The sequence below is a fragment of the Amycolatopsis sp. cmx-11-12 genome, assembly GCF_046269425.1.
In the GTDB taxonomy this organism is placed as follows: Bacteria; Actinomycetota; Actinomycetes; order Mycobacteriales; family Pseudonocardiaceae; genus Amycolatopsis.
On sequence record NZ_JADNQM010000016.1, the window covers coordinates 147,858 to 170,033 of the forward strand.

General features: G+C 67.6%; 21 protein-coding genes. 8 read left to right on the top strand and 13 right to left on the bottom strand.

Annotated features, from left to right (window positions below; genetic code table 11):
* Nucleotides 1-89 precede the first annotated feature (89 nt).
* From ACLARN_RS22795 to ACLARN_RS22810, 4 genes are all read left to right on the top strand, one after another.
* Entirely contained in the window at nucleotides 90-1,280 is a 1,191-nt protein-coding gene (locus ACLARN_RS22795; RefSeq protein ID WP_076156613.1) for an ATP-binding protein, read from the top strand.
* Nucleotides 1,281-1,565: 285 nt separating this feature from the next.
* Nucleotides 1,566-1,715: a hypothetical protein gene (locus tag ACLARN_RS22800; RefSeq protein ID WP_007032374.1), complete on the top strand. Its 150-nt coding sequence runs from the start codon at nucleotides 1,566-1,568 to the stop codon at nucleotides 1,713-1,715.
* A gap of 229 nt (nucleotides 1,716-1,944) precedes the next feature.
* A complete protein-coding gene (locus ACLARN_RS22805) occupies nucleotides 1,945-2,868 on the top strand; it encodes a GNAT family N-acetyltransferase (protein WP_409493466.1) in 924 nt (307 codons plus the stop codon).
* 67 nt (nucleotides 2,869-2,935) lie between these two features.
* The gene (locus ACLARN_RS22810) at nucleotides 2,936-3,556 is read left to right on the top strand and encodes a hypothetical protein (protein ID WP_409493503.1); all 621 of its coding nucleotides are present in this window, start codon (nucleotides 2,936-2,938) and stop codon (nucleotides 3,554-3,556) included.
* Nucleotides 3,557-3,939: 383 nt separating this feature from the next.
* On the opposite strand, the gene mctP is transcribed toward ACLARN_RS22810, so the two are convergent.
* Together mctP and ACLARN_RS22820 are read right to left on the bottom strand one after the other, a co-directional pair.
* Nucleotides 3,940-5,583: a monocarboxylate uptake permease MctP gene (gene mctP, locus ACLARN_RS22815; protein ID WP_409493467.1), complete on the bottom strand. Its 1,644-nt coding sequence runs from the start codon at nucleotides 5,581-5,583 to the stop codon at nucleotides 3,940-3,942.
* Entirely contained in the window at nucleotides 5,580-5,858 is a 279-nt protein-coding gene (locus ACLARN_RS22820) for a DUF3311 domain-containing protein (RefSeq protein WP_184897510.1), read from the bottom strand. The genes mctP and ACLARN_RS22820 overlap by 4 nt, the downstream gene beginning before the upstream one ends.
* Before the next feature lie 205 nt (nucleotides 5,859-6,063).
* Between ACLARN_RS22820 and ACLARN_RS22825 the strand changes: the two genes are divergently transcribed.
* The gene (locus tag ACLARN_RS22825; RefSeq protein WP_409493468.1) at nucleotides 6,064-7,680 is read left to right on the top strand and encodes an alpha/beta hydrolase; all 1,617 of its coding nucleotides are present in this window, start codon (nucleotides 6,064-6,066) and stop codon (nucleotides 7,678-7,680) included.
* Nucleotides 7,681-7,946: 266 nt separating this feature from the next.
* Nucleotides 7,947-8,222 carry a helix-turn-helix domain-containing protein gene (locus ACLARN_RS22830; RefSeq protein WP_409493469.1) on the top strand — a complete coding sequence of 92 codons (276 nt, stop codon included), beginning with the start codon at nucleotides 7,947-7,949 and terminating at the stop codon, nucleotides 8,220-8,222.
* On the opposite strand, the gene ACLARN_RS22835 is transcribed toward ACLARN_RS22830, so the two are convergent.
* The 11 genes from ACLARN_RS22835 to ACLARN_RS22885 form a co-directional block, all read right to left on the bottom strand.
* On the bottom strand, nucleotides 8,219-8,794 hold the full coding sequence (locus ACLARN_RS22835; RefSeq protein WP_409493470.1) for an EndoU domain-containing protein: 576 nt from the start codon (nucleotides 8,792-8,794) through the stop codon (nucleotides 8,219-8,221). The genes ACLARN_RS22830 and ACLARN_RS22835 overlap by 4 nt on opposite strands.
* A 76-nt stretch (nucleotides 8,795-8,870) precedes the next feature.
* On the bottom strand, nucleotides 8,871-10,118 hold the full coding sequence (locus tag ACLARN_RS22840; RefSeq protein ID WP_409493471.1) for a hypothetical protein: 1,248 nt from the start codon (nucleotides 10,116-10,118) through the stop codon (nucleotides 8,871-8,873).
* Entirely contained in the window at nucleotides 10,112-10,717 is a 606-nt protein-coding gene (locus ACLARN_RS22845; protein ID WP_409493472.1) for an ATP-binding cassette domain-containing protein, read from the bottom strand. Before ACLARN_RS22845 ends, ACLARN_RS22840 begins: the two co-directional genes overlap by 7 nt.
* A complete protein-coding gene (locus ACLARN_RS22850; protein WP_409493473.1) occupies nucleotides 10,714-11,586 on the bottom strand; it encodes an LLM class F420-dependent oxidoreductase in 873 nt (290 codons plus the stop codon). The genes ACLARN_RS22845 and ACLARN_RS22850 overlap by 4 nt, the downstream gene beginning before the upstream one ends.
* A 279-nt stretch (nucleotides 11,587-11,865) precedes the next feature.
* Nucleotides 11,866-13,692: a phosphoenolpyruvate carboxykinase (GTP) gene (locus ACLARN_RS22855; protein ID WP_409493474.1), complete on the bottom strand. Its 1,827-nt coding sequence runs from the start codon at nucleotides 13,690-13,692 to the stop codon at nucleotides 11,866-11,868.
* Between the two features lie 396 nt (nucleotides 13,693-14,088).
* Nucleotides 14,089-14,808, bottom strand: a complete 720-nt coding sequence (locus ACLARN_RS22860) for a DUF6802 family protein (RefSeq protein ID WP_409493475.1) — start codon at nucleotides 14,806-14,808, stop codon at nucleotides 14,089-14,091.
* 91 nt (nucleotides 14,809-14,899) lie between these two features.
* Nucleotides 14,900-16,723, bottom strand: a complete 1,824-nt coding sequence (locus ACLARN_RS22865) for a dynamin family protein (protein WP_409493476.1) — start codon at nucleotides 16,721-16,723, stop codon at nucleotides 14,900-14,902.
* A complete protein-coding gene (gene grpE, locus ACLARN_RS22870; RefSeq protein ID WP_409493504.1) occupies nucleotides 16,720-17,232 on the bottom strand; it encodes a nucleotide exchange factor GrpE in 513 nt (170 codons plus the stop codon). The genes ACLARN_RS22865 and grpE overlap by 4 nt, the downstream gene beginning before the upstream one ends.
* A gap of 15 nt (nucleotides 17,233-17,247) precedes the next feature.
* Nucleotides 17,248-17,928 (bottom strand): TetR/AcrR family transcriptional regulator, encoded by a 681-nt coding sequence (locus ACLARN_RS22875; protein WP_409493477.1) that lies wholly within the window; start codon nucleotides 17,926-17,928, stop codon nucleotides 17,248-17,250.
* Entirely contained in the window at nucleotides 17,925-18,404 is a 480-nt protein-coding gene (locus tag ACLARN_RS22880; protein ID WP_409493478.1) for a hypothetical protein, read from the bottom strand. The genes ACLARN_RS22875 and ACLARN_RS22880 overlap by 4 nt, the downstream gene beginning before the upstream one ends.
* 115 nt (nucleotides 18,405-18,519) lie before the next feature.
* The gene (locus ACLARN_RS22885) at nucleotides 18,520-20,151 is read right to left on the bottom strand and encodes a dynamin family protein (RefSeq protein ID WP_409493479.1); all 1,632 of its coding nucleotides are present in this window, start codon (nucleotides 20,149-20,151) and stop codon (nucleotides 18,520-18,522) included.
* Between the two features lie 115 nt (nucleotides 20,152-20,266).
* On the opposite strand from ACLARN_RS22885, the gene ACLARN_RS22890 reads away from it, so the two are divergent.
* On the top strand, nucleotides 20,267-21,460 hold the full coding sequence (locus ACLARN_RS22890; RefSeq protein ID WP_409493505.1) for a sensor histidine kinase: 1,194 nt from the start codon (nucleotides 20,267-20,269) through the stop codon (nucleotides 21,458-21,460).
* Entirely contained in the window at nucleotides 21,457-22,113 is a 657-nt protein-coding gene (locus ACLARN_RS22895) for a response regulator (RefSeq protein WP_409493480.1), read from the top strand. Before ACLARN_RS22890 ends, ACLARN_RS22895 begins: the two co-directional genes overlap by 4 nt.
* The last annotated feature ends 63 nt before the right edge of the window (nucleotides 22,114-22,176 follow it).

The following is a 22,176-nucleotide window of genomic DNA, read 5'->3' on the forward strand; positions in this document are numbered from 1 at the left end:
CCGTCCACTCGGAGTAACCCGCCGCGACACGCCTATCCCTCTATGGCGGAATATCGGGTCAAGGCTAGAAACGCCGATAGCGTGCGAGAGTGGATCCCATCCGCAACCCCTTCGCGCCGGGCGCCGGTCAACGGCCGCCCGAGCTGGCCGGTCGTATGCGTGAGCTCCAGGCCTTCGAGGTCGTCCTCGAACGGGTCGCGCGCGGAAGACCGGAGCGCAGCCTGATGCTGACCGGCCTGCGTGGCGTGGGGAAGACCGTGCTGCTGGGCGAGTTGCGGTCCAAGGCCATCAAGCACGGCTGGGGCGCGGGCAAGATCGAAGCCCGCCCCGACACCGAACTCCGGCGGCCGCTTTCGGCCGCGTTGCATCGCGCGATCCGCGACCTCGCCGTACGCCACCGCGCGCCGGACCGGGTCGAGCAGGTGCTCGGCGTGCTCAAGGCGTTCGCGCTGCGCGCCAACAAACCGGACGCCAAGCTCCGCGATCGCTGGCAGCCGGGTATCGATGTGCCCGCCGCGCAGGGCCGGGCCGATTCCGGCGACATCGAGATCGACCTGGTCGAACTGTTCACCGAGGTCGCCGAACTGGCCGCGGACGTCGGCACCGGCGTCGCGCTGCTGATCGACGAGATCCAGGACCTGCTGCCCGAAGACGTCTCCGCGCTCTGCGCCGCCTGTCACGAACTCTCGCAGTCCGGGGCACCGCTGGTCGTGGTCGGCGCCGGTCTCCCACACGTGCCTGCCGTGCTTTCGGCGTCGAAGTCGTACTCGGAGCGCCTCTTCCGCTACGCGCGCATCGACAGGCTGGAGCGCGAAGACGCCGATCTCGCGGTGATGGCCCCCATCGAACGAGAGGACGCGGGGATCGAACCGGAGGCGTTGGACGCGCTGTTCGACGCGTCGGGCGGCTACCCGTACTTCATCCAGGCGTACGGCAAGGCCGCCTGGGACGCCGCCCCGGCCGATCCGATCACCGTGAAGGACGTCCAGGTCGCGGCCCCGGAGGCCGAATCGGAACTGGCGGTCGGCTTCTTCGGCTCGCGCTACGAGCGCGCGACACCTGCCGAACGCGAGTACCTGATCGCGATGGCCGAGCTGACGCAGGGCCGCGACGAGGCGGCGGGGACCGCCGATGTGGCCGTTTACCTGGGGCGGAAGCCTTCGTCGCTGTCGCCGGCGCGGGACAGCCTGATGAAGAAGGGCCTCGTGTATTCGGCCGAGCGCGGGCACATCGCGTTCACCGTCCCGCACTTCGGCCACTACCTGCTCGGCCGGGACTAAGCCTCTCTGGCGCTTTATAGCGTGATTACTAGAAGGCGGTAGAGACCTCTACCGTCGACTTCATCGCGCCCTCTTCCGCAGTATCCCGTGAAGGCTAGAGACTCCTAGCGTTACCAAGAAGTGACCGGCGCCACCAAATCCCTCCGGATTTTCCTGCTCGTTGCCGACGATTCATCGGCAGGTGTGCCAAGTCACCGGATAATCGTTGGATTCCTTGTGAAAAAGAGTGCATACTAGAGACACAGCCACCAAGACTCAAGACCCTCAAGGGGATGACTTAAACCGATGAACAACATCGCCGCCAAGCTCCGTGCCCGTCGCGCCGAGGCTCGCACTCGCCGGGCCCTGAACCGGGCGATCGACACCGCGGCCACCGCGACCGTTCGTCAGGAACTCATCGCTATCTCCCAGGCGCGTCACACGCACATGCGCTGACCTGACAACAACCGTTGTAGATGTCGCCCATTCGAGTGACCTACGACACATAGTGCGTGAGGTGTAACGCCGCGGAACGCCGCGTCGATACCCATTACGACCCCGTGATGCTGGCGGACCCCCGACCTGGCAGCATCACGGGGTTTCCATATGTCCGGGTCCGGAAAAGTTCCCGCCCGCTTCGCGGCGTAATGCTTGACTTCGTCAACAAATCTGTTGAGATGGTCAAATGAACGATCCAGCGGACCGAGTGGCGACCGTCCGGGCCTTCAACCGCCTGTACACCGGCGTGATCGGCGTCCTCGACGAAGGACCGGCCGACGCCGAGTACTCCCTGAGCGAAGCCAGGGTCATCTTCGAACTCGCGCAACGAGACCCGACCCAGGTCACCGACCTGCGCAAACGTCTCGACCTCGACGCCGGATACGCGAGCAGGCTGCTCGGCAGGCTCGAAAGCCGCGGCCTCCTCACCCGCGAGCGCAGCGACGAAGACGCCCGCCGCCAGGTCATCCGGCTCACCGAGACCGGCCGGAACGCGTTCGCCGTCCTCGACGCGCGATCGGTGGACCGCATCGGTTCGCTGCTCGGCCGGTTCGCCGACGACGAGCAGCACCGCCTGCTCGGCGCGATGGGCACGATCACGTCGCTGGTCGGCGAGCGCGCTTCGGACCCCACGCTGGTCCTCCGCCCACCACGACCGGGTGACTTCGGCTGGGTGGTCCATCGGCACGGCGTCCTCTACTCCCGCGAGTACGGCTGGGACGAACGCTTCGAGGCCCTCGTCGCCCGCGTCGTCGCGGACTACGTCGACAAGCGCGGCGAGCCCCGCCAGGCCGGCTGGATCGCCGAACTCGACGGGGAGCGCGTCGGCAGCGTCTTCTGCATGCCCGCCGAAGACGGCACCACCGCGAAGCTGCGGATGCTGCTCCTCGAACCGGCCGCACGGGGACGCGGGGTCGGGAAACGGCTGGTCACCGAGTGCGTCGAGTTCGCCAGGGCGTCGGGCTATCAGGCGATGGAGCTCTGGACGGTCTCACTGCTGGACGCGGCGAGGGCGATCTATCAGAAGGCCGGCTTCGAGCTGGCGAGCGAAGAGACGATCGCCGGCTTCGGCTACGAACTGACCGGGCAGACCTGGCGATTGGAGCTGTGAGCCGCGGTGGACGGCGCCTGGCCGCCTGCGACACCCGAAGTTCACGCGGGCAGGGTTATCTGGAGTGGTGAACTGGATCGCGTACGTCGACGGCTATTGCGAACGCCTCGCCCCAGGCCTTGGGGGCGAACCGCTCAACAGCCTCAGCAACCTCGCGTTCCTGGTCGCCGCGATCGCCGTCTGGCGGCAACCGAAGGGACGCGTGTTCGGGGTCCTCATCGGACTGGTGTTCCTCGGCAGCACGGCCTTCCATCTGCTCGCCACCCGCTGGTCCGCGGCCGCCGACACCGGCTTCATCCTGGTGTTCGTCCTGTACTACGCCGCGATGTTCCCGCACCTGTTCTTCGGCGCGAGCCGCAAGGTCTCCTGGCTCGGCATCCCGGTGTTCCTCGCGTTCACCGCGATCGTCGCCTCGCTGGGCGGCGGGCTGTACCTCTCCGCGCTGATCGGGCTCGTGGTGTTCGCGATCATTCTCAAGGGTGAACATCGCCGCAGGTTCGCCGTCGCCGCGGCCGTTTTCGGGGTGTCCCTCTCGTTCCGGACGGCCGACCACACCGTCTGCGGGAACTTCCCCGCCGGGACGCATTTCGTCTGGCACCTGCTGAACGGTCTCGTCCTCTACCTGGTGGCGACCGCGGCGACGAGAAGGGCCGCGTCCCGGCAGGACGCGGCTCCTTCGCTCACCTGAGGCCTAGATGAGTGGTTCCGTGAAGCTCGCGTGAAGTGCAACCCCGCGAAGGAATCCTTCCCTTGACAGTCCATAAAGGACACTAGCCGAGTCCGAATTATCCGATTGATCACTGATTGCCCGTATTACCGGGTCTGCGAGGACCCCTCAAGGACTCGACATGCCCGGGCGACCGTGGCCGTCTCGGTCGCGGACGCCCCTTCGGCGCGAACCAAAGGTCGTGAAGGCCTCCTTGCCTACCTTGAGGGTAAGCAAGGAGGCCTTCACGACCTTGACGATACGGACATACGGCATCTAATCGGACGTTGTGACTCGAAAAGCGTCCTCTATAGACAGTCACAGCGCCCCACTGAGCTTCACATGATCTTCACGGAATCAACCGTCTAGTGGACGCCGATTTCGCGGAGATCCTTGTCGTGTTCGTCGGCGTGGTAGTCCTCGGGCGCGGTGTCGTCCGTGCCGTTGAACTTCTTCATCCGCCGTGCGATCACCGTGACGATCACCGCGATCAGCAGGTTCGCCGCCAGCGCCACGAACCCGACGTAGATCTGCAGCTGCGAGCCGCTGAACGGGTGCCAGCCGAGGATCGACAGATCACCGAGCTTCAGCGCCGAGCCGCCGAAGTGCGACTTGCCGGTCGCCGCGTTCGGGATGTTGTAGAGCATGATCAGGCCCCAGCCGATGCCGACGATCCAGCCCGCGATCAGGCCCCAGCGGTGGAACCAGCGCGTGTAGAGCGAGATCGCCACCGCCGGCAGCGTCTGCAGGATCAGCACCCCGCCGATGAGCTGCAGGTCGATCGAGAACTGCGGGTCGATGAACAGGATGAACGCCACCGCGCCGAACTTCACGATCAGCGAAGCGAGCTTGGCCTGCTTCGCCTCTTGACCCGGCGTCGCGTTCTTCTTGATGTACTCCTTGTAGATGTTGCGGGTCCACAGGTTCGCCGCCGCGATCGACATGATCGCCGCGGGCACCAGCGCGCCGATACCGATCGCGGCGAACGCGATGCCCGCGAACCACGACGAGAACTGCGAGTCGAACAGCACCGGGACGACGGTGTTCGTGTCCGGTTTGCCGGTGGCGTTGTTGGTGATCGGGGAGACAGAAGCGCTGATCGCGACGTAGCCGAGCAGCGCCAGCAGGCCGAGGACCAGCGAATACGCCGGGAGCGCGACCATGTTCCGCTTGATCACGGTGCGGCCGCGCGAGGCGAGCACGCTGGTGAGCGAGTGCGGGTACAGGAACAGCGCGAGCGCCGAACCGAGCGCCAGCGTGGCGTACTGCAACTGGTTGTTGGCGTTGAGCAGGATGCCGTCCGACGGCGACGGCGTCTTGTCGAACTTCGCGTCGGCCGCGTCGAAGATCGCCGACCAGCCGCCGAGCTTCGAGGGCAGGTAGATGATCGCCACGATGATCACGAGGTAGATCAGGATGTCCTTGACGAACGCGATCAGCGCGGGAGCGCGCAGGCCGGACTGGTACGTGTAGACCGCCAGGATGATGAAGGCGACCAGCAGCGGCAGGTGCCCGACGATGCCGGAGCCGTTGATGCCCATGGTCCGCAGCACCGCTTCGAGACCGACGAGCTGCAACGCGATGTACGGCATCGTCGCGATGATCCCGGTGATCGCGATCAGCAGCGCCAGCGTCGGCGAACCGAACCGGCCGCGGACGAAGTCGGCGGGCGTGACGTAACCGCGGACGCGGGAGACCGACCACATGCGCAGCGCGGGCATCAGCACGATCGGGTACACGATGATCGTGTACGGCAGCGCGAACATGCCCATCGCGCCGGCGCTGAACATCAGCGCGGGGACGGCCACGAAGGTGTAGGCCGTGTAGAGGTCGCCGCCGAGCAGGAACCAGGTGATCCACGACCCGAACTTGCGGCCGCCGAGGCCCCATTCGTCCAGATGGTCGAGGGTGTTGCCCGCCTTCCAGCGTGACGCGACGAAACCGAGGACGGTGACCACCGCGAAGAGGATCGTGAAGATGATCAGCTCTGGCCACTGGATGTTGCTCACTTGACGTCCCCCTCGTCGAGTTCGTCCACGGACAGCCGGTCGGGACGGTCACTGGTCGGCTTGTCCCTGGTCATCGCGTAGACGATCCCGGTGCACAGGACGCCGACGGCGACGAACACGAATTGGAACCAGTAGAAGAACGGCATCCCGAACAGCCGAGGGCCGTCCGTATTGAACAAGGACGTGATCAGCACCAGCAACGGGATGATCAGCAGGAGGTTCCAGGGGCTGAACTGAAAACCCCTCACCTTCCCGTCTGCCTTACCTGACGCCATCGGACCTCACCTAACACTCCCGAAACCGGCGGATGGACCCGATGACAGTAGAACCTCTCACCCACCCGGGTCACGCGCGTCCGATATCGATTTGATCAGCGACGCCCCATACGACGAAGGGCGGTTGCCGTCCCGCCCACCGCCGGATATCAATAGCCGCAAGTCGCGAACAGGAACTTCGCACGCAAGATCAAAGGGGCATCGGATGAAGAAACTCCGCTATGCGGTGGTGATCCCGGCAGTCGCCGGCACCATGCTGGCCGGGTTCACTCCTGCGTTCGCAGGACCGGAGGCGGCCAAGCAGCAGCCTCTGAACTCCACCAACATTCCGGCGCAGTACGCGAGCCAGAAGCTGGACTGGCACAAGTGCGCGGCGAACGAACTGCCGTCCGCACCGCCTCCGGGCGCCGAGAACATCGAGTGCGCGACCTACCGCGCACCGCGCAACTGGTACAAGTCGAACGAGAACATCGACCTGACGATCGCCGTCAGCCGCCTCGCCGCCACCAGTGGCAACGCGACGGCCAGCGTCATCACCAACCCGGGTGGCCCCGGCGCTCCGGGCCGCAACTTCCCGGCCCGTCTGCGTAACCAGACGAAGCTGCGCGCGAACCAGGAGATCATCGGTCTCGACCCGCGCGGCACCGGCAAGAGCACCAACATCACCTGCGGCAACGCGATCGGCACCGGCTCCGACCTCGACCCGCGCGACCGCAGCCGGGCGAACCTCAACCTGATCCTGGACGCCACCAAGTACGCGGCGGACTCCTGCCAGGTGAAGTCCGGCGAGCTGGGCCCGCTCATCAACACCGCCCAGACCATCCGCGACATCGACCTGCTGCGCGTCCTCCTGGGCCGCGACAAGATCAACTGGGTCGGCTACTCGGCAGGCACCTGGATGGGCGCGCACTACGCGCAGCAGTTCCCCACCCGGACCGGCAAGTTCCTGCTCGACTCGGCGGCCGAGTTCACCACCACCTGGCAGAACTCGTTCGACGGACAGCCGCTCGGCTTCGAGCGCCGCTGGCGTCAGGACTTCCTGCCGTGGATCGGCAAGTACGACAAGGTCTACGGCTTCGGCAAGACCGGCGAAGCCGCGCGCCAGACCTACGAGAAGGTCCGCTTCGCGCTGACGCAGAACCCCGTCGAGGTGGACGGCGTCCCGGTTTCGGCCAACGCCCTCGACTCGACCATCGCGGGGTACATGTACTCGAAGCGCAACTTCCCGGCGCTGGCCGACTACCTGGTCAACCTGAAGACGCTGACCGAGGGCACCGGCACCCAGCAGCAGAAGGCCTCGGCCGCGCAGAAGGTCAAGGCGGAGACGGTGGACGGTGACGGCGTCATCGGCCCGCAGCCGCTGTTCGTCCCGACCGACGGCGACTCCTACAACGCCAGCTTCTGGACCATCCCCTGCAACGAGGGCAAGTGGACCGGCACCCGGCAGAGCGTCATCCGCCAGTCGCAGAAGCTGATCGACCGTGACCTGCCGCTGCTCGGCGCCGGCTGGCTGATCCAGCCGTGCATCTTCTGGCAGAAGAAGCCGGTCGACCTGCCGAAGCTCGACGGCCGCGGCGTCCCGCCGGTGCTGATCGTCCAGTCGGTGCACGACCCGGCGACCCCGATCGAGGGCGCGACCCGTGCGCACCGCGCGTTCGCCGGTTCGCGGATGATCACCGTGACCGGTGAGGGTGACCACGGCATCTACGCCGGCGGCAACGCGGGTGTGGACAAGGTCGTGGAGGACTTCCTCGTCGACGGCAAGGTGCCGAACGACCAGAGCCTCCCCGGACTCCCACTTCCGGTGCCCGCGGGCGGCTGAAGCCCCTAGGGATTGTGGCCCCGTCGAGTTCCGGCTCGGCGGGGCCCTTTCTTTGGGCGGCCCACAGACCTGTGCACAGAGTTATCCACAGGCTGGGGGTAACTCTGTGGGGTACGACACGGCTGGGGCGGCGTGCGGGGCCGCGGGCATGTCGCGAAAGCCACTTTCGGGACATCAGATGTCCTGAAAGTGGCTTTCGCGACACCCTGCACCGCCCGCGTGCACCTCATACCCAGAAGCGCCTGACCGGTATTAGTATTGGGTTCATGGTGCGAGTGCCGTTGACGAACGAGGAACGCGAACGTGGCGAGCGGCTGGGGCTGGCGCTCCGGGACGCCCGCGCGTCGGCGTCGCGGAGCATGGTCGAGGTCGCCGCGGAGGCCGGGATCTCGGTGGAGACGCTCCGGAAGATCGAGACCGGCCGGATCCCGACGCCCGCCTTCTTCACGGTGGCGGCGATCGCGGACGCCGTCGGGCTGCCGCTGGACGCACTTCGGGCCGCCACCGAGGGCGGCGTCGAAGAGGTCGCCGCGGCGAGTTAGGGCCGCAGGGTGGCCAGGGTGTGCGCCCGGTCGTTCAGGTAGAGGAAGCCGTCGATCGGCAGGTCGAAGCTGTTCAGCAGGCTTTCCAGGGTGGCGAACTCGTCCACGCCGAGCCGCAGGTTCTCGTTCACCGCGTGCGCGATGAGGACGTCGGCCAGTTCCTCCCACTCACCCGACCAGTGCAGGGTGCGGTAGAAGGCGAGGACGTCCGGCGCGAGGCGGTTGGCGATCTGGTCAAGCAGGCTCTCGCCGAAGAAGCTGATGCGGCCCGCGGCGAGGTCAGCGACGGTCGGATTCGCCGGGTCGGCCGCGGTGTCGGGATTACGGACCACGCCGGGGCCAGCCACCGGATAGCCGGTTTTGACGTTGCCGTTGTCCTCGACCAGCACGATCACGTGCACGCCGTACCGCTCGCCCGCGCAGCGCCAGCGGCCGTTGTGCTGTCTGCGGCGAGGTTCGCTCGGATCGTTCGCGACGTCCTTGACGACGGCGATGATCTGCTCGTCGGTCCAGCCCGCGGGGAACTCGCTGGTCGCCCGCCGCCCCTTTCCCGGTGCGTGCCCGCCGCCCACTCGTGCTCCTTTCGTCGCATCGAGGGTAACCCGCGTTCGGCGTATTCGAATGATCCGAACGCGGGAACGGGTGAGGTCAGGCGATCACGGACAGCAGCACGGATCCGACGACCAGCACGTCGACGCCTCGCAGGGCCTGTATCCCCGCGGCGCCGCCGCTGACGTCGTAGTTCATCGGCGGCCGGGTCGCCGTCCGCAGCGCGGCGGCGACGGCGAGCGGGATCGCGAGCCACACAGGCCAGGCCGGGGTCACCCCGAGCGTCAGCGTCACCAGGCCGAGCAGCGCCCCCCACCCGAGGCCGAGCGCGGCGGTCACCAGGCCGTTGACCAGCCGCAACTCCCAGTCGGACGCCCCGAGCCACCGCCTGCGGCCGGGGTTGCGCCACAGTTCGCCGAGCCCGCCGACGAACGGCACGAGCGCCGCGTACGCGCCGAGCGCGAACAGCGGTGCCACCGGGACGGCCGGGAACGCCAGGTGCCCGGCCCCGACCAGGCACGCGATCACCACACTGGCCGCGGCGTAGCGTGACCGGCCGAGGACCCCTGCCCACGCGAGCCGCAGCGTCGTCGGCCTCCGCAGCGACAGCCACGGCACCGGCCTCGATTCCGGGATCAGCAGCATCGGGTCCATGAAGACCGCGGCCATCGCCCGCAGGAGCCGCGCGTTCCAGCCGTCGACGAGTTCCTGGCGCCCGAGACCGGCCACCGGCTCACCGCCGAAGGCCACCGCCACCGCGACGACGAACAGCGCACCGGCCAGCACCTCGACCGCCATCGGGCCCAACCCGGCGGCCGCCACCGCCAGACCGGCCACCGCGAGCACGACCGGCGCCGCCGTCTCACCGCGGATCGCCGTCCGCCTCGCGGTGACGGCGGCCAGGATCGCCCCGGAAGCGGTCAGCGCCGACATCGCGATCCACACGTCCCTCGAACCGCCGCCGATCGCCGTGACCAGCGCCCCGGTGTAGCCGACCACCATGACCAGTCCGAGCCAGAGCGTCCACATCCGCTTCACGACGACGCGGCGCCTGTCGACGCCGGCGAAGTCCATCCACGTCAGCGCCGCCGGTTCGGCCCAGACGAAGCCGCGTCGCAGCAGGCTGCGCCAGAAGATCGCGCACAGCACGATCAACAGACCGAACACCGCCGGAAAGTCCACTTCGGACTGTCCAAAAAGGAAATGGCGGAGCTTCGGCAGATTCTCGAACGCGGTGAACAGCGCGCCGAAACCGAACAGTGCCAGGAAAGTCTGGTAGTCCCCGTTGAGCAACCCGCCGAATCTCTGCCGTCCCGGGATGTGCGTGGGGGCTTTCGTGCTCACCACAGCTCTAGGGTCGAGTCGGCCGCTTCGAGCAGCGGAGGATGGTGCGTGGCCACGACGACCGCGGCCCCGGCCTTGGTCGAACGCGCGATCAACGACGTCAGCCATTCCTTCCCGGCGACGTCGAGCGCCCGTTCGGGCTCGTCGAGCAGCAGGACGTCGTGCGGCCGCGCCGTCGCGCCGAGGAGCAGCAGGCGACGGCGCTGCCCGGCGGAGAACTTGCCCGCGGTGACCTTTGCCCGCTCGGAAAGACCCGCGTCCGCCAGCAGAGCGGCGAAATCGCCGAGGTCGGCTCCGAACGAACCCTCCAGCAGTTCGAGATGCTGGAGGGGAGTCAGTTCGGCGAAGAAATCGGAATCGTCGAACAGGACGGAGACCTTGCGGCGGAAGGAAAGGTCGCGTTCGTCGGGTTTCACACCGGCGACGACGACCCGGCCCCGCTGCGGCGTCTGCGTTCCGTAAAGGCACCTCAGCAGGGTCGATTTCCCGACCCCGTTCGGGCCGACGATGACCGCGCATTCACCCGCTTCGACCTCGAAATCGAGGCCGTCGAACAGACTGTGTTCCCCGGCCTGGACGCCGAGCCCGCGTACGTCGATCATCGGCCGCGCAACAACTCGATCACCGGTGCGAGCGCGTCCATGTTGTGCTCCAGCACGGTGAAATAGGTGAAGCCGAACCGTTCGCGATGCGCCAGGATCTGTTCGGCGATCTGTTCGTGGGTGCCGACCAGAGCCGTCGGCAGTTCGGCGAGCTGGTCGACGGTGAGTACGCCATCCAGCAGTTCGCGTAGGTCTTCCAGCCCTGTCCGCCGGTCTTCGACCACGGAGACGAAATGCGGGAGGATATTGAATTCGACTTCGCGGCCGTTCAGTTTCCCGCGGACGAAGTTCACCCGTTCTTCGATTCCGGTGGCGTCGTCGGGAACGAGTGCGCCGCCGTCGGGAACGGCGGCCGTGCCGGTGAACCCGATGATGTCGGCGTGTTCGGCGGCGAGGGTGAGCAGCCGGTCGCCGCGGCCGGCGATCATCAGTGGCGGGCCCGGTTTCTGCACGGTCTCCGGTTTGTGGTTTTCGTCCGCATACAGCCGTTTGAGCTCTTTGATGGTGTGTTCGAGGTGATCCACGCGCTTTCCGGCGCGGGGGAACTCCATCCCCGCCGCTTCGAATTCGGCTTTCACATAGCCGGCCCCCAGGCCGAGTTCCAGCCTGCCCTCGGTGAACCGGTCCGTGCCGGTCACGTCACGGGCGAGCAGCACCGGGTTGTAGAAAGCGGTGTTGATGACGAAGGTGTTGAGCCGCACGCGACTCGTCACCTCGGCGGCGAGCACCAAGGCGGGGAACGGCGGCGCCAGGCCGAGGTGATCGGCCGCACCGATGACATCGAAACCGAGTTCTTCGGCCTTCCGGCACTTCTCGACCCATGCCGCTCGGGTCTCCGGGACGACCATGTTGACGCCGAATTTGACCATGCGGCCACGTTACCCAAACGGGAAAGTCGAAGACCTCATCCTCAGGAATGACTCCAAGGATGAGGCCCAAACCAAACCCGAACCCGAGCGGTGCCACCGGCACCCATCGGTCTCCCCAAGGGCGCCCCGCGCCCGACGGAGACTTCACCGCCGAGCGCCCTCTTTTGGGCCGAAGGCCCCCGGAAACTCGATGAAGGGGCGCCTCCCCACGCCACGTGAGTGACATGCGGAACGGCGCCCCTTCGGCGAGTTTTCGTCAGCGCGAGGCAACTAACACAGTCAGCGCTCGAGCCGAGACTTCAGCGCGTCCAGTTCGTCACGCAGCGACGACGGGACCTTGTCGCCGATCTTCTCGAACCACTCCTCGATCAGGGGCAGTTCCTGGCGCCACTCGTCGGCCGAGACGTCCAGCGCGGCCTGGATGTCGGCCAGCGGCTCCTTGAGTCCGTCGGTGTCGAGGTCCTCGGCGTTCGGCACGAAGCCGACCGGGGTCTCGTTCGCGTTGCCCTTGCCCTCGACGCGGTCGATGACCCACTTCAGGATCCGCGAGTTCTCGCCGAATCCCGGCCACAGGAAGCGGCCGTCGTCGCCGCGGCGGAACCAGTTGACGTAGAAGATCTTCGGCAGCTTGTCGGCGTCGGCGTTCTTGCCGAGGTCCAGCCAGTGCTTGAAGTAGTCACCGGCGTGGTAGCCGAGGAACGGCAGCATCGCCATCGGGTCGCGGCGCACGTTGCCGACCGCGCCGGCGGCGGCCGCGGTGGTCTCCGACGACATGGTGGCGCCCATGAACACGCCGTGCTGCCAGTCGCGGGCCTCGTTCACCAGCGGGACCGTGGTCTTGCGGCGGCCACCGAACAGGATCGCCGAGATCGGCACACCCTGGGGGTCGTCCCACTCGGGCGCGAGGATCGGGCACTGCGACATCGGCGTGCAGTAGCGCGAGTTCGGGTGCGCGGCCTTCTCTTCCGATTCCGGCGTCCAGTCCTGCTTCTTCCAGGAGGTGGCGTGCGCGGGCTTCTCGCCCATGCCCTCCCACCAGACGTCACCGTCGTCGGTGAGCGCGACGTTCGTGTAGACCGTGTTGCCCTTTTCGATGGTGCGCATCGCGTTGGGGTTGGTGTGCCAGTCGGTGCCCGGCGCGACGCCGAAGAAGCCGAACTCGGGGTTCACCGCGTACAGGCGGCCGTCCTCGCCGAACCGCATCCACGCGATGTCGTCGCCGAGGGTCTCGGCACGCCAGCCGGGGATGGTCGGCTGGAGCATGGCGAGGTTGGTCTTGCCGCAGGCGCTCGGGAACGCCGCCGCGACGTAGTGGACCTTGTTCTCCGGCGAGATCAGCTTGAGGATCAGCATGTGCTCGGCCAGCCAGCCCTCGTCACGGGCGATGACCGAGCCGATGCGCAGCGAGTAGCACTTCTTGCCGAGCAGCGAGTTGCCGCCGTAGCCGGAGCCGTAGCTCCAGATCTCGCGGCTCTCGGGGAAGTGCGAGATGTACTTGGTGGTGTTGCACGGCCAGGAGACGTCCTTCTGGCCGGGCTCCAGCGGGGCGCCGACGGAGTGCAAGGCAGGCACAAAGGACCTTTCAACTCCGTCCTCGGTGACGAACTTTTCCAGCGCGGCCGTGCCGGCGCGGGTCATCACGCGCATGGAGGCGACGACGTAGGCGAAGTCGGTGATCTCGATGCCGAGCTTGGGGTCCTCGGCTCCGAGGGGGCCCATGCAGAACGGGATCACGTACATCGTCCGACCGCGCATGCACCCGCGGTACAGCTCGGTCATCGTGGCCTTCATCTCGGCCGGGTCCATCCAGTTGTTGGTGGGACCGGCGTCTTCTTCGTTGTCCGAACAGATGAAGGTGCGCTCTTCGACGCGGGCGACGTCATTCGGGTCGGAGGCGGCCCAGTACGAGTTGGGTTTCGCGTCGAGCTGCACGAACGTGCCGGCGGAGACCAGTTCGGCGTTGATCCGAGCGGCCTCTTCGTCGGACCCGTCGACCCACACCACGCGGTCCGGAGTGGTCAGTTCGGCGACCTCCCGGACCCAGGACAGCACGCCGCTGTGCGTCGTCGGCGCTTTTTCCAGTCCGGGGATGGCGACTGCGGTCATCTCTACTCCTGACTTCCGACGGCAGAAGCCCACATCGGGAACGACGCTGTTCCGATGCGGGCTCCAGTGCCGGCGACCGAATGGCTTCGCACACCGGCGGGAAGACCGGTGTGCAGGTTTTGGGATTCCCCGAGAGTAGCCGGATGACCGGCAGGTAACCGAGAGCTGACCTGTCGGTTCTCTCACAAGAACGATAAGGGAATCGATTCAGTATCACCGGAATGGGCCATACGCAGAAATTCTTCCGGTGATCGACGGCACAGCGACAGGGCGAACCGGACACGAGAAAGCCCGGTACGAGGTCTTGTACCGGGCTGTTCTGTGACCAGAATTACATCAATTCGCCTGAAAGAATGGACTGGACCACTCTTCTATTGGTTTAGTCCATTCTTGGATTTAGTTGGGGCTGATCCACTGGCCGGTGGCGGAATCGATCTTCGCCACTCCTTCGAGTGTTTCCGTGCCCGCGCCACCCCAGGCCGCGTCGCCCGCGGGGTCGCCGTCGGTGGCGGCCGGAGTGCTCACGAAGGCCGAGCCGATGTCGTCGTTGACCACGCCGCTGGCGGTTTCGGTCCACTGTCCGGGGCCGGTGTGCTCGTAGGTCTTCGAGTTGCCCGAAGCGTCCGTCTCGACCGCGATGTCCGCGTTGCCGTCGCCATCCTTGTCGGTGAAGGCGATCGTGCGGCCGTCCTCGGTCTGGACGACGACGGTGTCCGGAGTCCCGTCACCGTTGGTGTCGATCGTCGGCGGGCCGACCTCGACGTCGCCGCTGGGCATGTCGGCGCGCATGCTGCCGCTGGTGCCCGCGTCGCTGCCGCTGTCGTCGTTGTCGCCCGGTTCGACCCACGCGCCGGAAGCTTCGTCGTAGACGGCCTCCTGCACGACCTTGCCGTTCTCGTCGAGGACCGCGTACTGGTCGGCGTCGCCGTCGCCGTCGGTGTCCACGAACGCCTGGCCGGTGCCGTCGTCGTGCTGGATGACGGCGGCGTCGTTCACGCCGTCCTTGTCGAGGTCGTAGTTGAGCTCGGCCTGGTACTCCTCGCCGTCAACGTGGACCGTGACCGCCTCCGTGGAGCCCGCCTCGGTGTCCGTGCCGCCGCTCTCGTCGACCCACATGGGATAACCCCCTCGTTGACCTGCTGGTGTGTCGAAGCTTAAGACTCACCGTAGGCCCGTTCGGTTCCGGTCCACAACAGGACCACCCTGGTCAGGCGTCGCGCAGTGACCGGATGCGAGCGAGAAGGGCCTCCGCGCGGTCGCGGCCGTCGGTGACGTCCTTCAAGCGCTTCGCGACGACCGAGATCTTCTTCGCCCGTTCCTGGGCGCCCATCTTGATCGTCTTGTCGACTTCCTTCAGCTCCGCCTCGATCGCGTCGATGCGGCGGCCGAGTGCTTCGTCGAGCGCCATCGACAGCTGCTGTTCGGCCTCGATCAGCTGCTCCGCGACGAGCTGGTCCATCGTGGACCGCGCGTCGGCGATCGCCTCGACCAGCCATTGCTTCATATGCTGCTTGTCCGACGCGTGCTTGCGGGTCCGCGCCATCCACCAGCCGGCGCCGAGGCCGATGATGATCGTGGCCGGCAGGATCACCGGGTTCAGGATCGCGACGCCCGCCAGGGGCAGCGCGGCGACCTTCCCAGCGCCGAGACCGCCGGAAACGCCCATGAAGATGAGCAGTTTGTCTTCGGCTGTCGGCGGTTTCTTGTCCGGCGGGCGCAGCACGACCGGCGGACCGCCCGCCCTGGCGAACTGGCTGCGGATGATGTCGAGCTCTTCGGCAGAGAACAGCTCCGAAAGCGCGACATTGGTGACCTGGTTGAGCCGCTGGGAGAGCAGCATCGAGATCCGCTGCGACGTCGTCTGCAACGCGATGTCGACCTGCTGGGGCAGCGCGGCGAGAGCGTCCCGTTTCGCGCTGTCGATCCGCTGCCGGAAATGCGTCGACGCGTCGCGCATCTGCCTGCTGGTCTCGTGCCCGACCTCGACGCGGGTCCGCTGGATCTCCGCGCGCAGCTTCAGCTGCCAGCCCCGCGTCGAAGACCGGCGTTCGGTGGTCAGGTCGTCGCGGCGCTGGCGCAGCTGTTCCGCCTCGACCTCGCCGGCGGACAGCGCGCGGCTTTCCGCCTGCGCCTTCGCCTTGAGTTCCCCGAGCGCGCTCGACAGCGCGCGCAGGGTGTTGGCCTCGCCCAGCATCGCGGAGCGGCCGACCAGCATCTCCTGCAACGCGCCCTGGAGCGCGGCGATACCGGCCTTCTCGCGCAGCATCATGGCCATCTGCTCGTTCGGCGCCTTGGCCGCCGTCTCGAACATGCGCGCGGACACCGGATGGAACACCGCGTCGGCGAACCGGGGAGCGTGCTCGGCGAGCAGCCGCCGGTCGGCTTCGAGAACCTCGCGCCAGCCGCGGAACTGGTCGGTCTTCGTGAGCGCGAACAGCACGGTCTCGACACGCTCGCCCATGTCCTGCAAGAAGTGCAGTTCCTGCGCGGTGAACGGTGAGGAAGCATCGACGACGAACAGCAGCGCGGTGGCGCCCGCGGCCGCCTCCTTCGCCAGTTCGCCGTGCATCGAGTCGAGTCCGCCGACCCCCGGCGTGTCCACAATGGACACGCGGTCGAGCAGCGGGACCGGACCGGAGACCTCGACGTACCGCGGCGGGAGCTGGCCTTCCGGCAGTTCGTGCGCGGCCGAGACCCAGTGGATCAGGTCGTTCAGGTTGATCGGCACCGGAGCCAGCTGCCCTGGGTAGCAGGCCTGCGCGAACCACTGCTCGGCGTGTTCGAAGACGAGGTACGTCGCCGTGGCGACGTCGGCGTCCACAGGGGACAGTCCCGGCATGGAGAGGATCGCGTTCACGAGCGAGCTCTTGCCGCGGTTGGTCTCGCCGACCACCACGACCGACGGCTTCTTCGGCCGCGTCTTCCGGATGTCCTCGACCCATTTCGCGGCCTGAGGATCGGCTTCGCGGACGACGGTGAGCAGCTGTTCGCGCGTGCTCTTCACGACCGCGGGCAGACCGGGTGCGGTCACAGGGCCTTCTTCGCGTAGACGATGACGATCGGCGCGCGCAGGACCCGGTCGTGATCGGCGAACCCGACGACCTCGGTTTCCGCCACCAGGCCTTCGAGGGCCGGGTCTTCGGTCGCGATCGCGCCGCCCGCCTCGTGCACGGCGGGGTCGAACCGCTCGCCGTCCGGGCGCAGGGCACGGACGCCGATACCGGCGAGGCCGTGTTCGAGCCGCTCGACGACGCCGCCGCTGCGGGCGCGGTCAAGGGCGTACAGGCAGAGCTGGATCAGCGCCTGCCGGTCGGCGAGAGCCTGTTCGAGGTCGGCCGGACCCGTGGTCGTGGACTCCACATCGGTCTTCGACGCGGGTTCGGCGGCCTCGGTTCCCTCGGACGGCGAAGTCTCGCCGTCCACTTCGGCGATGATCGCCGCGATGTTCACCGCCGCGATCTGACCGGTCGGCACATCGTCCGGATTCGCCTCTTCGATGTCCACGGTCTCGACGGCCTTCTTGCGCAGCCAGGCTCCCACCCGCATCGACCCCCGTTACTGATGTCCCGGGCTTCCCGATCGGCCCGGAGAGATTTCACCAGTGTCGGATACTTCCCCGCCGTCCGGGGGCCGAATCGGCAGAACGGGGCGGAGGAATCTGGTGAGGACCACCTTCATCACCGCGAGTTCCGCAGCCGGATCGAGGTCCGGTTCCAGAATCGCGCGGGACAGCGGTGCGTCGATCAACGCGACGAGCCAGCTGGCCACCGCCTTCGGTTCGATGCCGGGATCGATCCGGCCCGCCTCCACCGCCCTGGTCACGAGACCGACGAGACCGTCGCGCAGGACGCGGTCGTTGCCCTGGACGAGCTCGGCCAATTCGGCGTCACGGGTGCATTGTGCGGCGACCTCGAGGACGAGCTTGGCCGCGAAAGGTTGCAGGAGCTGCTCGGACAGGTACATGAGGATGTGGAGGATGGCCTCCCACGGGTCCTCGATCTCCCCGGCGGCCGCGAGCAGGGCCGCGGTCTCGTCGCCGTCCTGCTCGAAGATGCCAGCGAAGACCGCGCGCTTGTTCGGGAAGTAGTGGAACAGGCTGCCGGTGCTGATCCCCGCCGCGCGGCAGATCTCCGCTGTCGTGGTCTTCTCGAAACCCTTCTCGGCGAAGCACATCGTGGCGGCGTCGAGGATCGCGCGGCGTTTCGCCTCGTACTTGGCCGGGTCGACCGTCCTCATTTCACCGCCGGTGGCTCGGCGTGCCAGGGATAGCCGTGCTCGGTGAAGGCCTTGGCGATGGCTTCGCGGTCGACGTCAGCCTTCTCCCGCGCCAGCTCCCGGCCGTCGGCGGCGAGCAGGACGAGCTCCTTGCCGTCGAGGAAGACGGCCTGGAGCCGCGCTTCGTAGGCGCGGCTGCGGCCCTTCGAGGTCAGCGTGATGCGCGTCGGCGTCACCTTGACGATGAGCCGCTCGTGCGCCCAGACCGCGGCGAACAGCAGGCCGAGGACGAGCCCGGCGCCGATCCCGCCGATCGCGCCCCAGGGCTGGGGGATGTCCGAGACGAGCTGGAAGGGGCCTTTGAAGGGGACCCAGCTCAGGGAGACCACCCAGCCGGAGATCGACTGGAGGAACCAGCCGAGTGCGGCGCCCGCCAGCGGGCAGCCGAGCCAGGAGGCCGTGCGCAGCCACTGGGGCTCGTCGACGATCGTTTCCATGGAGTCCATTATTAGACCGAGCGCTCGGTTTATCAATCCGGGTCGCGTGTTTCGTCCTCTGGTTGCGGTCGTTCGGCGTCGAACTACCGCAAGTAGAGGACGAGTTGCGAGGGGGTCAGGCTTGGGGGTCGCGGATTTGTTGCCAGATGAGGAAGTACGCCCGGTGCACGACGTGCGCGACGCGGCTCTGGGCGGGCGTCGCACCGAAGGAGGCGAAGGAGCGCCACCAGCCGGCGCGTTCCAGCGCGTGCGCGGCGAGGTCGGTGCGGGGAGCGCCCGGCTTGCCGAGCTGGGCGCCGATGTCGGCGTTGCTCCCGACCCGCAGGACCTCTTCGGACAGGTCCTCGGGCATGTCGACCGCGCCGGACGCGACCAGCGTGAGCGCTTCGAGCAGCCGGAGCTGATGTGCTTCGGGCTTGGCGAGCAGGACCTCGATCGCGTCGTGGACGCGTTGCCGTTCGGCCTGGTCGCCCGACGCGTGGGCCAGCGCGGTGACCGAAGCCAGCGCGGCGGCCGCCTTGATGCCGTCGGCGCGGGCGGCGAAGACGATGCTCAGCCGCTGGCGGACGGCTTCGAGCCCGGAGGCGTCGAGCAGCTTCCGTCGCAGCGAACCCGCGGTGATCTCCGGCTCCGCGCGGATCGCCTCGACGGCGTACCGGACGCCGAACAGGTCCAGTTTCTCCAGCAGCCGCAGCCTGGTCCCGGCCGCGACGTCGCAGTCCCAGCTGGTGAAGATGTCCGCCGAGATCAGCATGGTCTCGAGGATGTCGTCGTCCATCTCGGCCAGCTGGCGCAGCGCCTCGGCGTCGCCGGAGGTGAACCCGCCGGACTCCGCCGACTCCGCGATCAGCCCGATCACCGGCAGCACGTCCGCGACGCGGGGCTTCAGCGTCGACGCCTGCTTCTCCGACAACAGCGTCGCGGCCTTCCACACGTCGCCGCCCGAGCCTTCGACCGACTCCGGCGCGATGGTGTCGGCCTTGTTGAGCACCGCGATCGCGTTGACCGGACCGGCCTCGCGGCTCGCGGTCGCGGCGGTGAACGCGGCCAGCGCTTGCTGGTCGTCGGCACGCACGCCCTGCGTGACCACGTAGAGCACGGCTTCGGCACCCGCGACGGCGTTGCGCGAGGTGTCGTCCAGCTCGTCGGAGCCCTCTTCGTTCTCTTCTTCGCCGTCTTCGGGCTTGCGGTGCTTCGCCGCGCCCAGCAGCTCCTCGGTCCGCGACACCGACGCGGCGTCGAGCGACCCGAGCCCCGGGGTGTCGATGACGGTCATGCCCTGCAAGACCGCGTTGGTGAGGTATGCCTCGATATGCGAGACCTTGTCGATGTCGATGCCCAGCTCGGCCGGGATCATCCCGTCGGCGGCGAAGGGCAGTACCTGTTTGCGGCCGTCGTTGAAGACGATCTCGACGCGGTCGACCGTGCCGTACTGGAACCGGGTCACCAGCCGGGTGCACTCACCGACGTCGGTCGGCGCGACCCGGCGTCCGATCAGGGCGTTGACCAGCGTGGACTTTCCCGATTTGATGCGGCCTGCGACAGCGACCTGGAGCGGACCGCCCAGTCTGCGCAGCACCTCGGCGAATCCGGCCGCGGTCCGCGCGGACACCTGCGGCTGCAAGCGGTGGCAGAGGTTCGCCACCGACATCGACAGCGGGCCGGCCAGACGACCCTGCTCCGTCGCTGACGTCACGACACCCGCCCCCTCCCCAGTCGCCGAGTTTGCCGACTCGAATCGTGCCATGCCGCTCATCCTCGGGTCGCACCGAAGGTGGTACCGGCGACCGACGCGCGAACCGCCGAGGCCGACATAGTGTTACCAGGTGCGACGGTTAAGCCTCTGGATGCGTGCCCACCCCATGGCCGGGGACAGTTTCATCGCCGTCGTCCTGCTGATGACCGACATGCTGTTCTACGTGGCCGCGGCCGAGACGCCGGAGATCCCGATGAGCCCGTGGTACGTGGTGGTACCGCTGGACATCGCCATGGTCCTCCCACTGGTCTTCCGGCGGAAGGCGACGCTGTGGTCGGCGTACCTGGTAATGGCGATCAGCATCCCGCACGGCGCGCTGGAGCTGGGCGCGGCGAGCGCGTTCGGGGTGATGATCAGCATCTACTCGGTGCTGGTGTACGTCGGGCGCAAACAGGGGCTGCTGTACCTGCTGGCGACCCTCGTCACGTCGGCGGTCCAGCTGTGGGTCGACCCGCCGGAAGACTTCTGGGTACTGGTGATCATCGGTGTCTTCTCCACCGCACTGTGCTGGACGCTCGGCGAATTCGCGGGCGCGAGGCGCGCCTATCACGAGGAGGTGGAAGCCAGGTTGCATCTACTTGAGACGGAACGGGACCAGGCGACCAGGATCGCCGTCGGCGAAGAACGCGGCCGGATCGCCCGTGAGCTGCACGACGTCGTCGCGCACGCGGTGAGCGTGATGGTCGTGCAGGCCGACGGCGCGTCCTACGCGGTCGACGGGAATCCCGAGATGGCGAAACGGGCTTTGCAGACGATTTCGGAGACCGGCCGCGGCGCGCTCGCCGAACTGAGACGGCTGCTGGACGTGCTCCGCAGCGACGGTGACGACGAGCCGCGCGTGCCGCAGCCGGACGCGAGCGCGCTGACCGACCTCGCGGACCGCATACGCCAGGCCGGGGTGCCGGTGACGCTGGCGATCGGCGCGGACGCGCTGGCCGAACTGCCAGCCGGTGTCTCGCTCGGCGTGTACCGGATCGTCCAGGAGTCGCTGACGAACACCCTGAAACACGCCGGGCAGGGCGCGCAGGCGGAGGTACTGGTGCGCCGGGAGAAGGACGTGATCGACGTCCGGGTCACCGACGACGGCGCGGGCCGCGCGAACCAGCTGGTGCCCGCCGCCACGAAGACGACGTCACACGCCACGCCGTCCGGACCGCGGAAACTCACGGTCCCCGGCGGGAACGGATTGATCGGAATGAGGGAACGGGCGAACGTCTTCGGCGGCACGCTGGAGGTCGGACCCGCTCCCGGTGGAGGGTGGCAGGTGCACGCGAGGCTCCCGGTTAGGTTGGCGACGTGATCCGAGTGGTGGTCGTCGACGACCAGGAATTGATGCGCGTCGGGTTCCGGATGGTTCTGGGCGCGCAGGCCGACATCGACGTCGTCGGCGAGGCGGGTGACGGTGCGCAGGCCATCCGCCTCGCGGAGGAACTGAGGCCGGACGTCGTGCTGATGGACGTCCGGATGCCGGTGCTGGACGGGGTCGAGGCGACGAAACGGATCGTGGAGGCCGGGACGGCGCGGGTGCTCGTCATGACGACGTTCGACCTGGACGAGTACGTCTACTCTGCGCTGCAAGGCGGGGCGAGCGGGTTCCTGCTGAAGGACACGCAGCCGGATCACCTGGTGTCGGCGCTGCGGGCGGTCGCTTCGGGTGACGCCGTGGTCTCGCCGTCGGTGACCCGGCGCCTGCTCGACCGGTTCGTCGGCGGTGGCGGGAAGCCGATGCGGGACGCGGCCGAACTCGACGTCCTCACCGAGCGGGAGCGCGAGGTGCTCGTCCTGATCGCGAAGGGCCTCTCGAACCTGGAGATCGCCGAGACGCTGTTCCTGTCCGAGGCGACGGTGAAGACGCACGTCGGGCGGATCCTGTCCAAGCTGGACCTGCGTGACCGGGTACAGGCGGTGGTGCTCGCCTACGAAACCGGGCTGGCCAGGCCCGGAATCACCTGAGGCTGAAAGTGGTCATTCGGTGAGCACTTTGCGGTGGATCCTTGTCTCCAGAGCCACTTACCG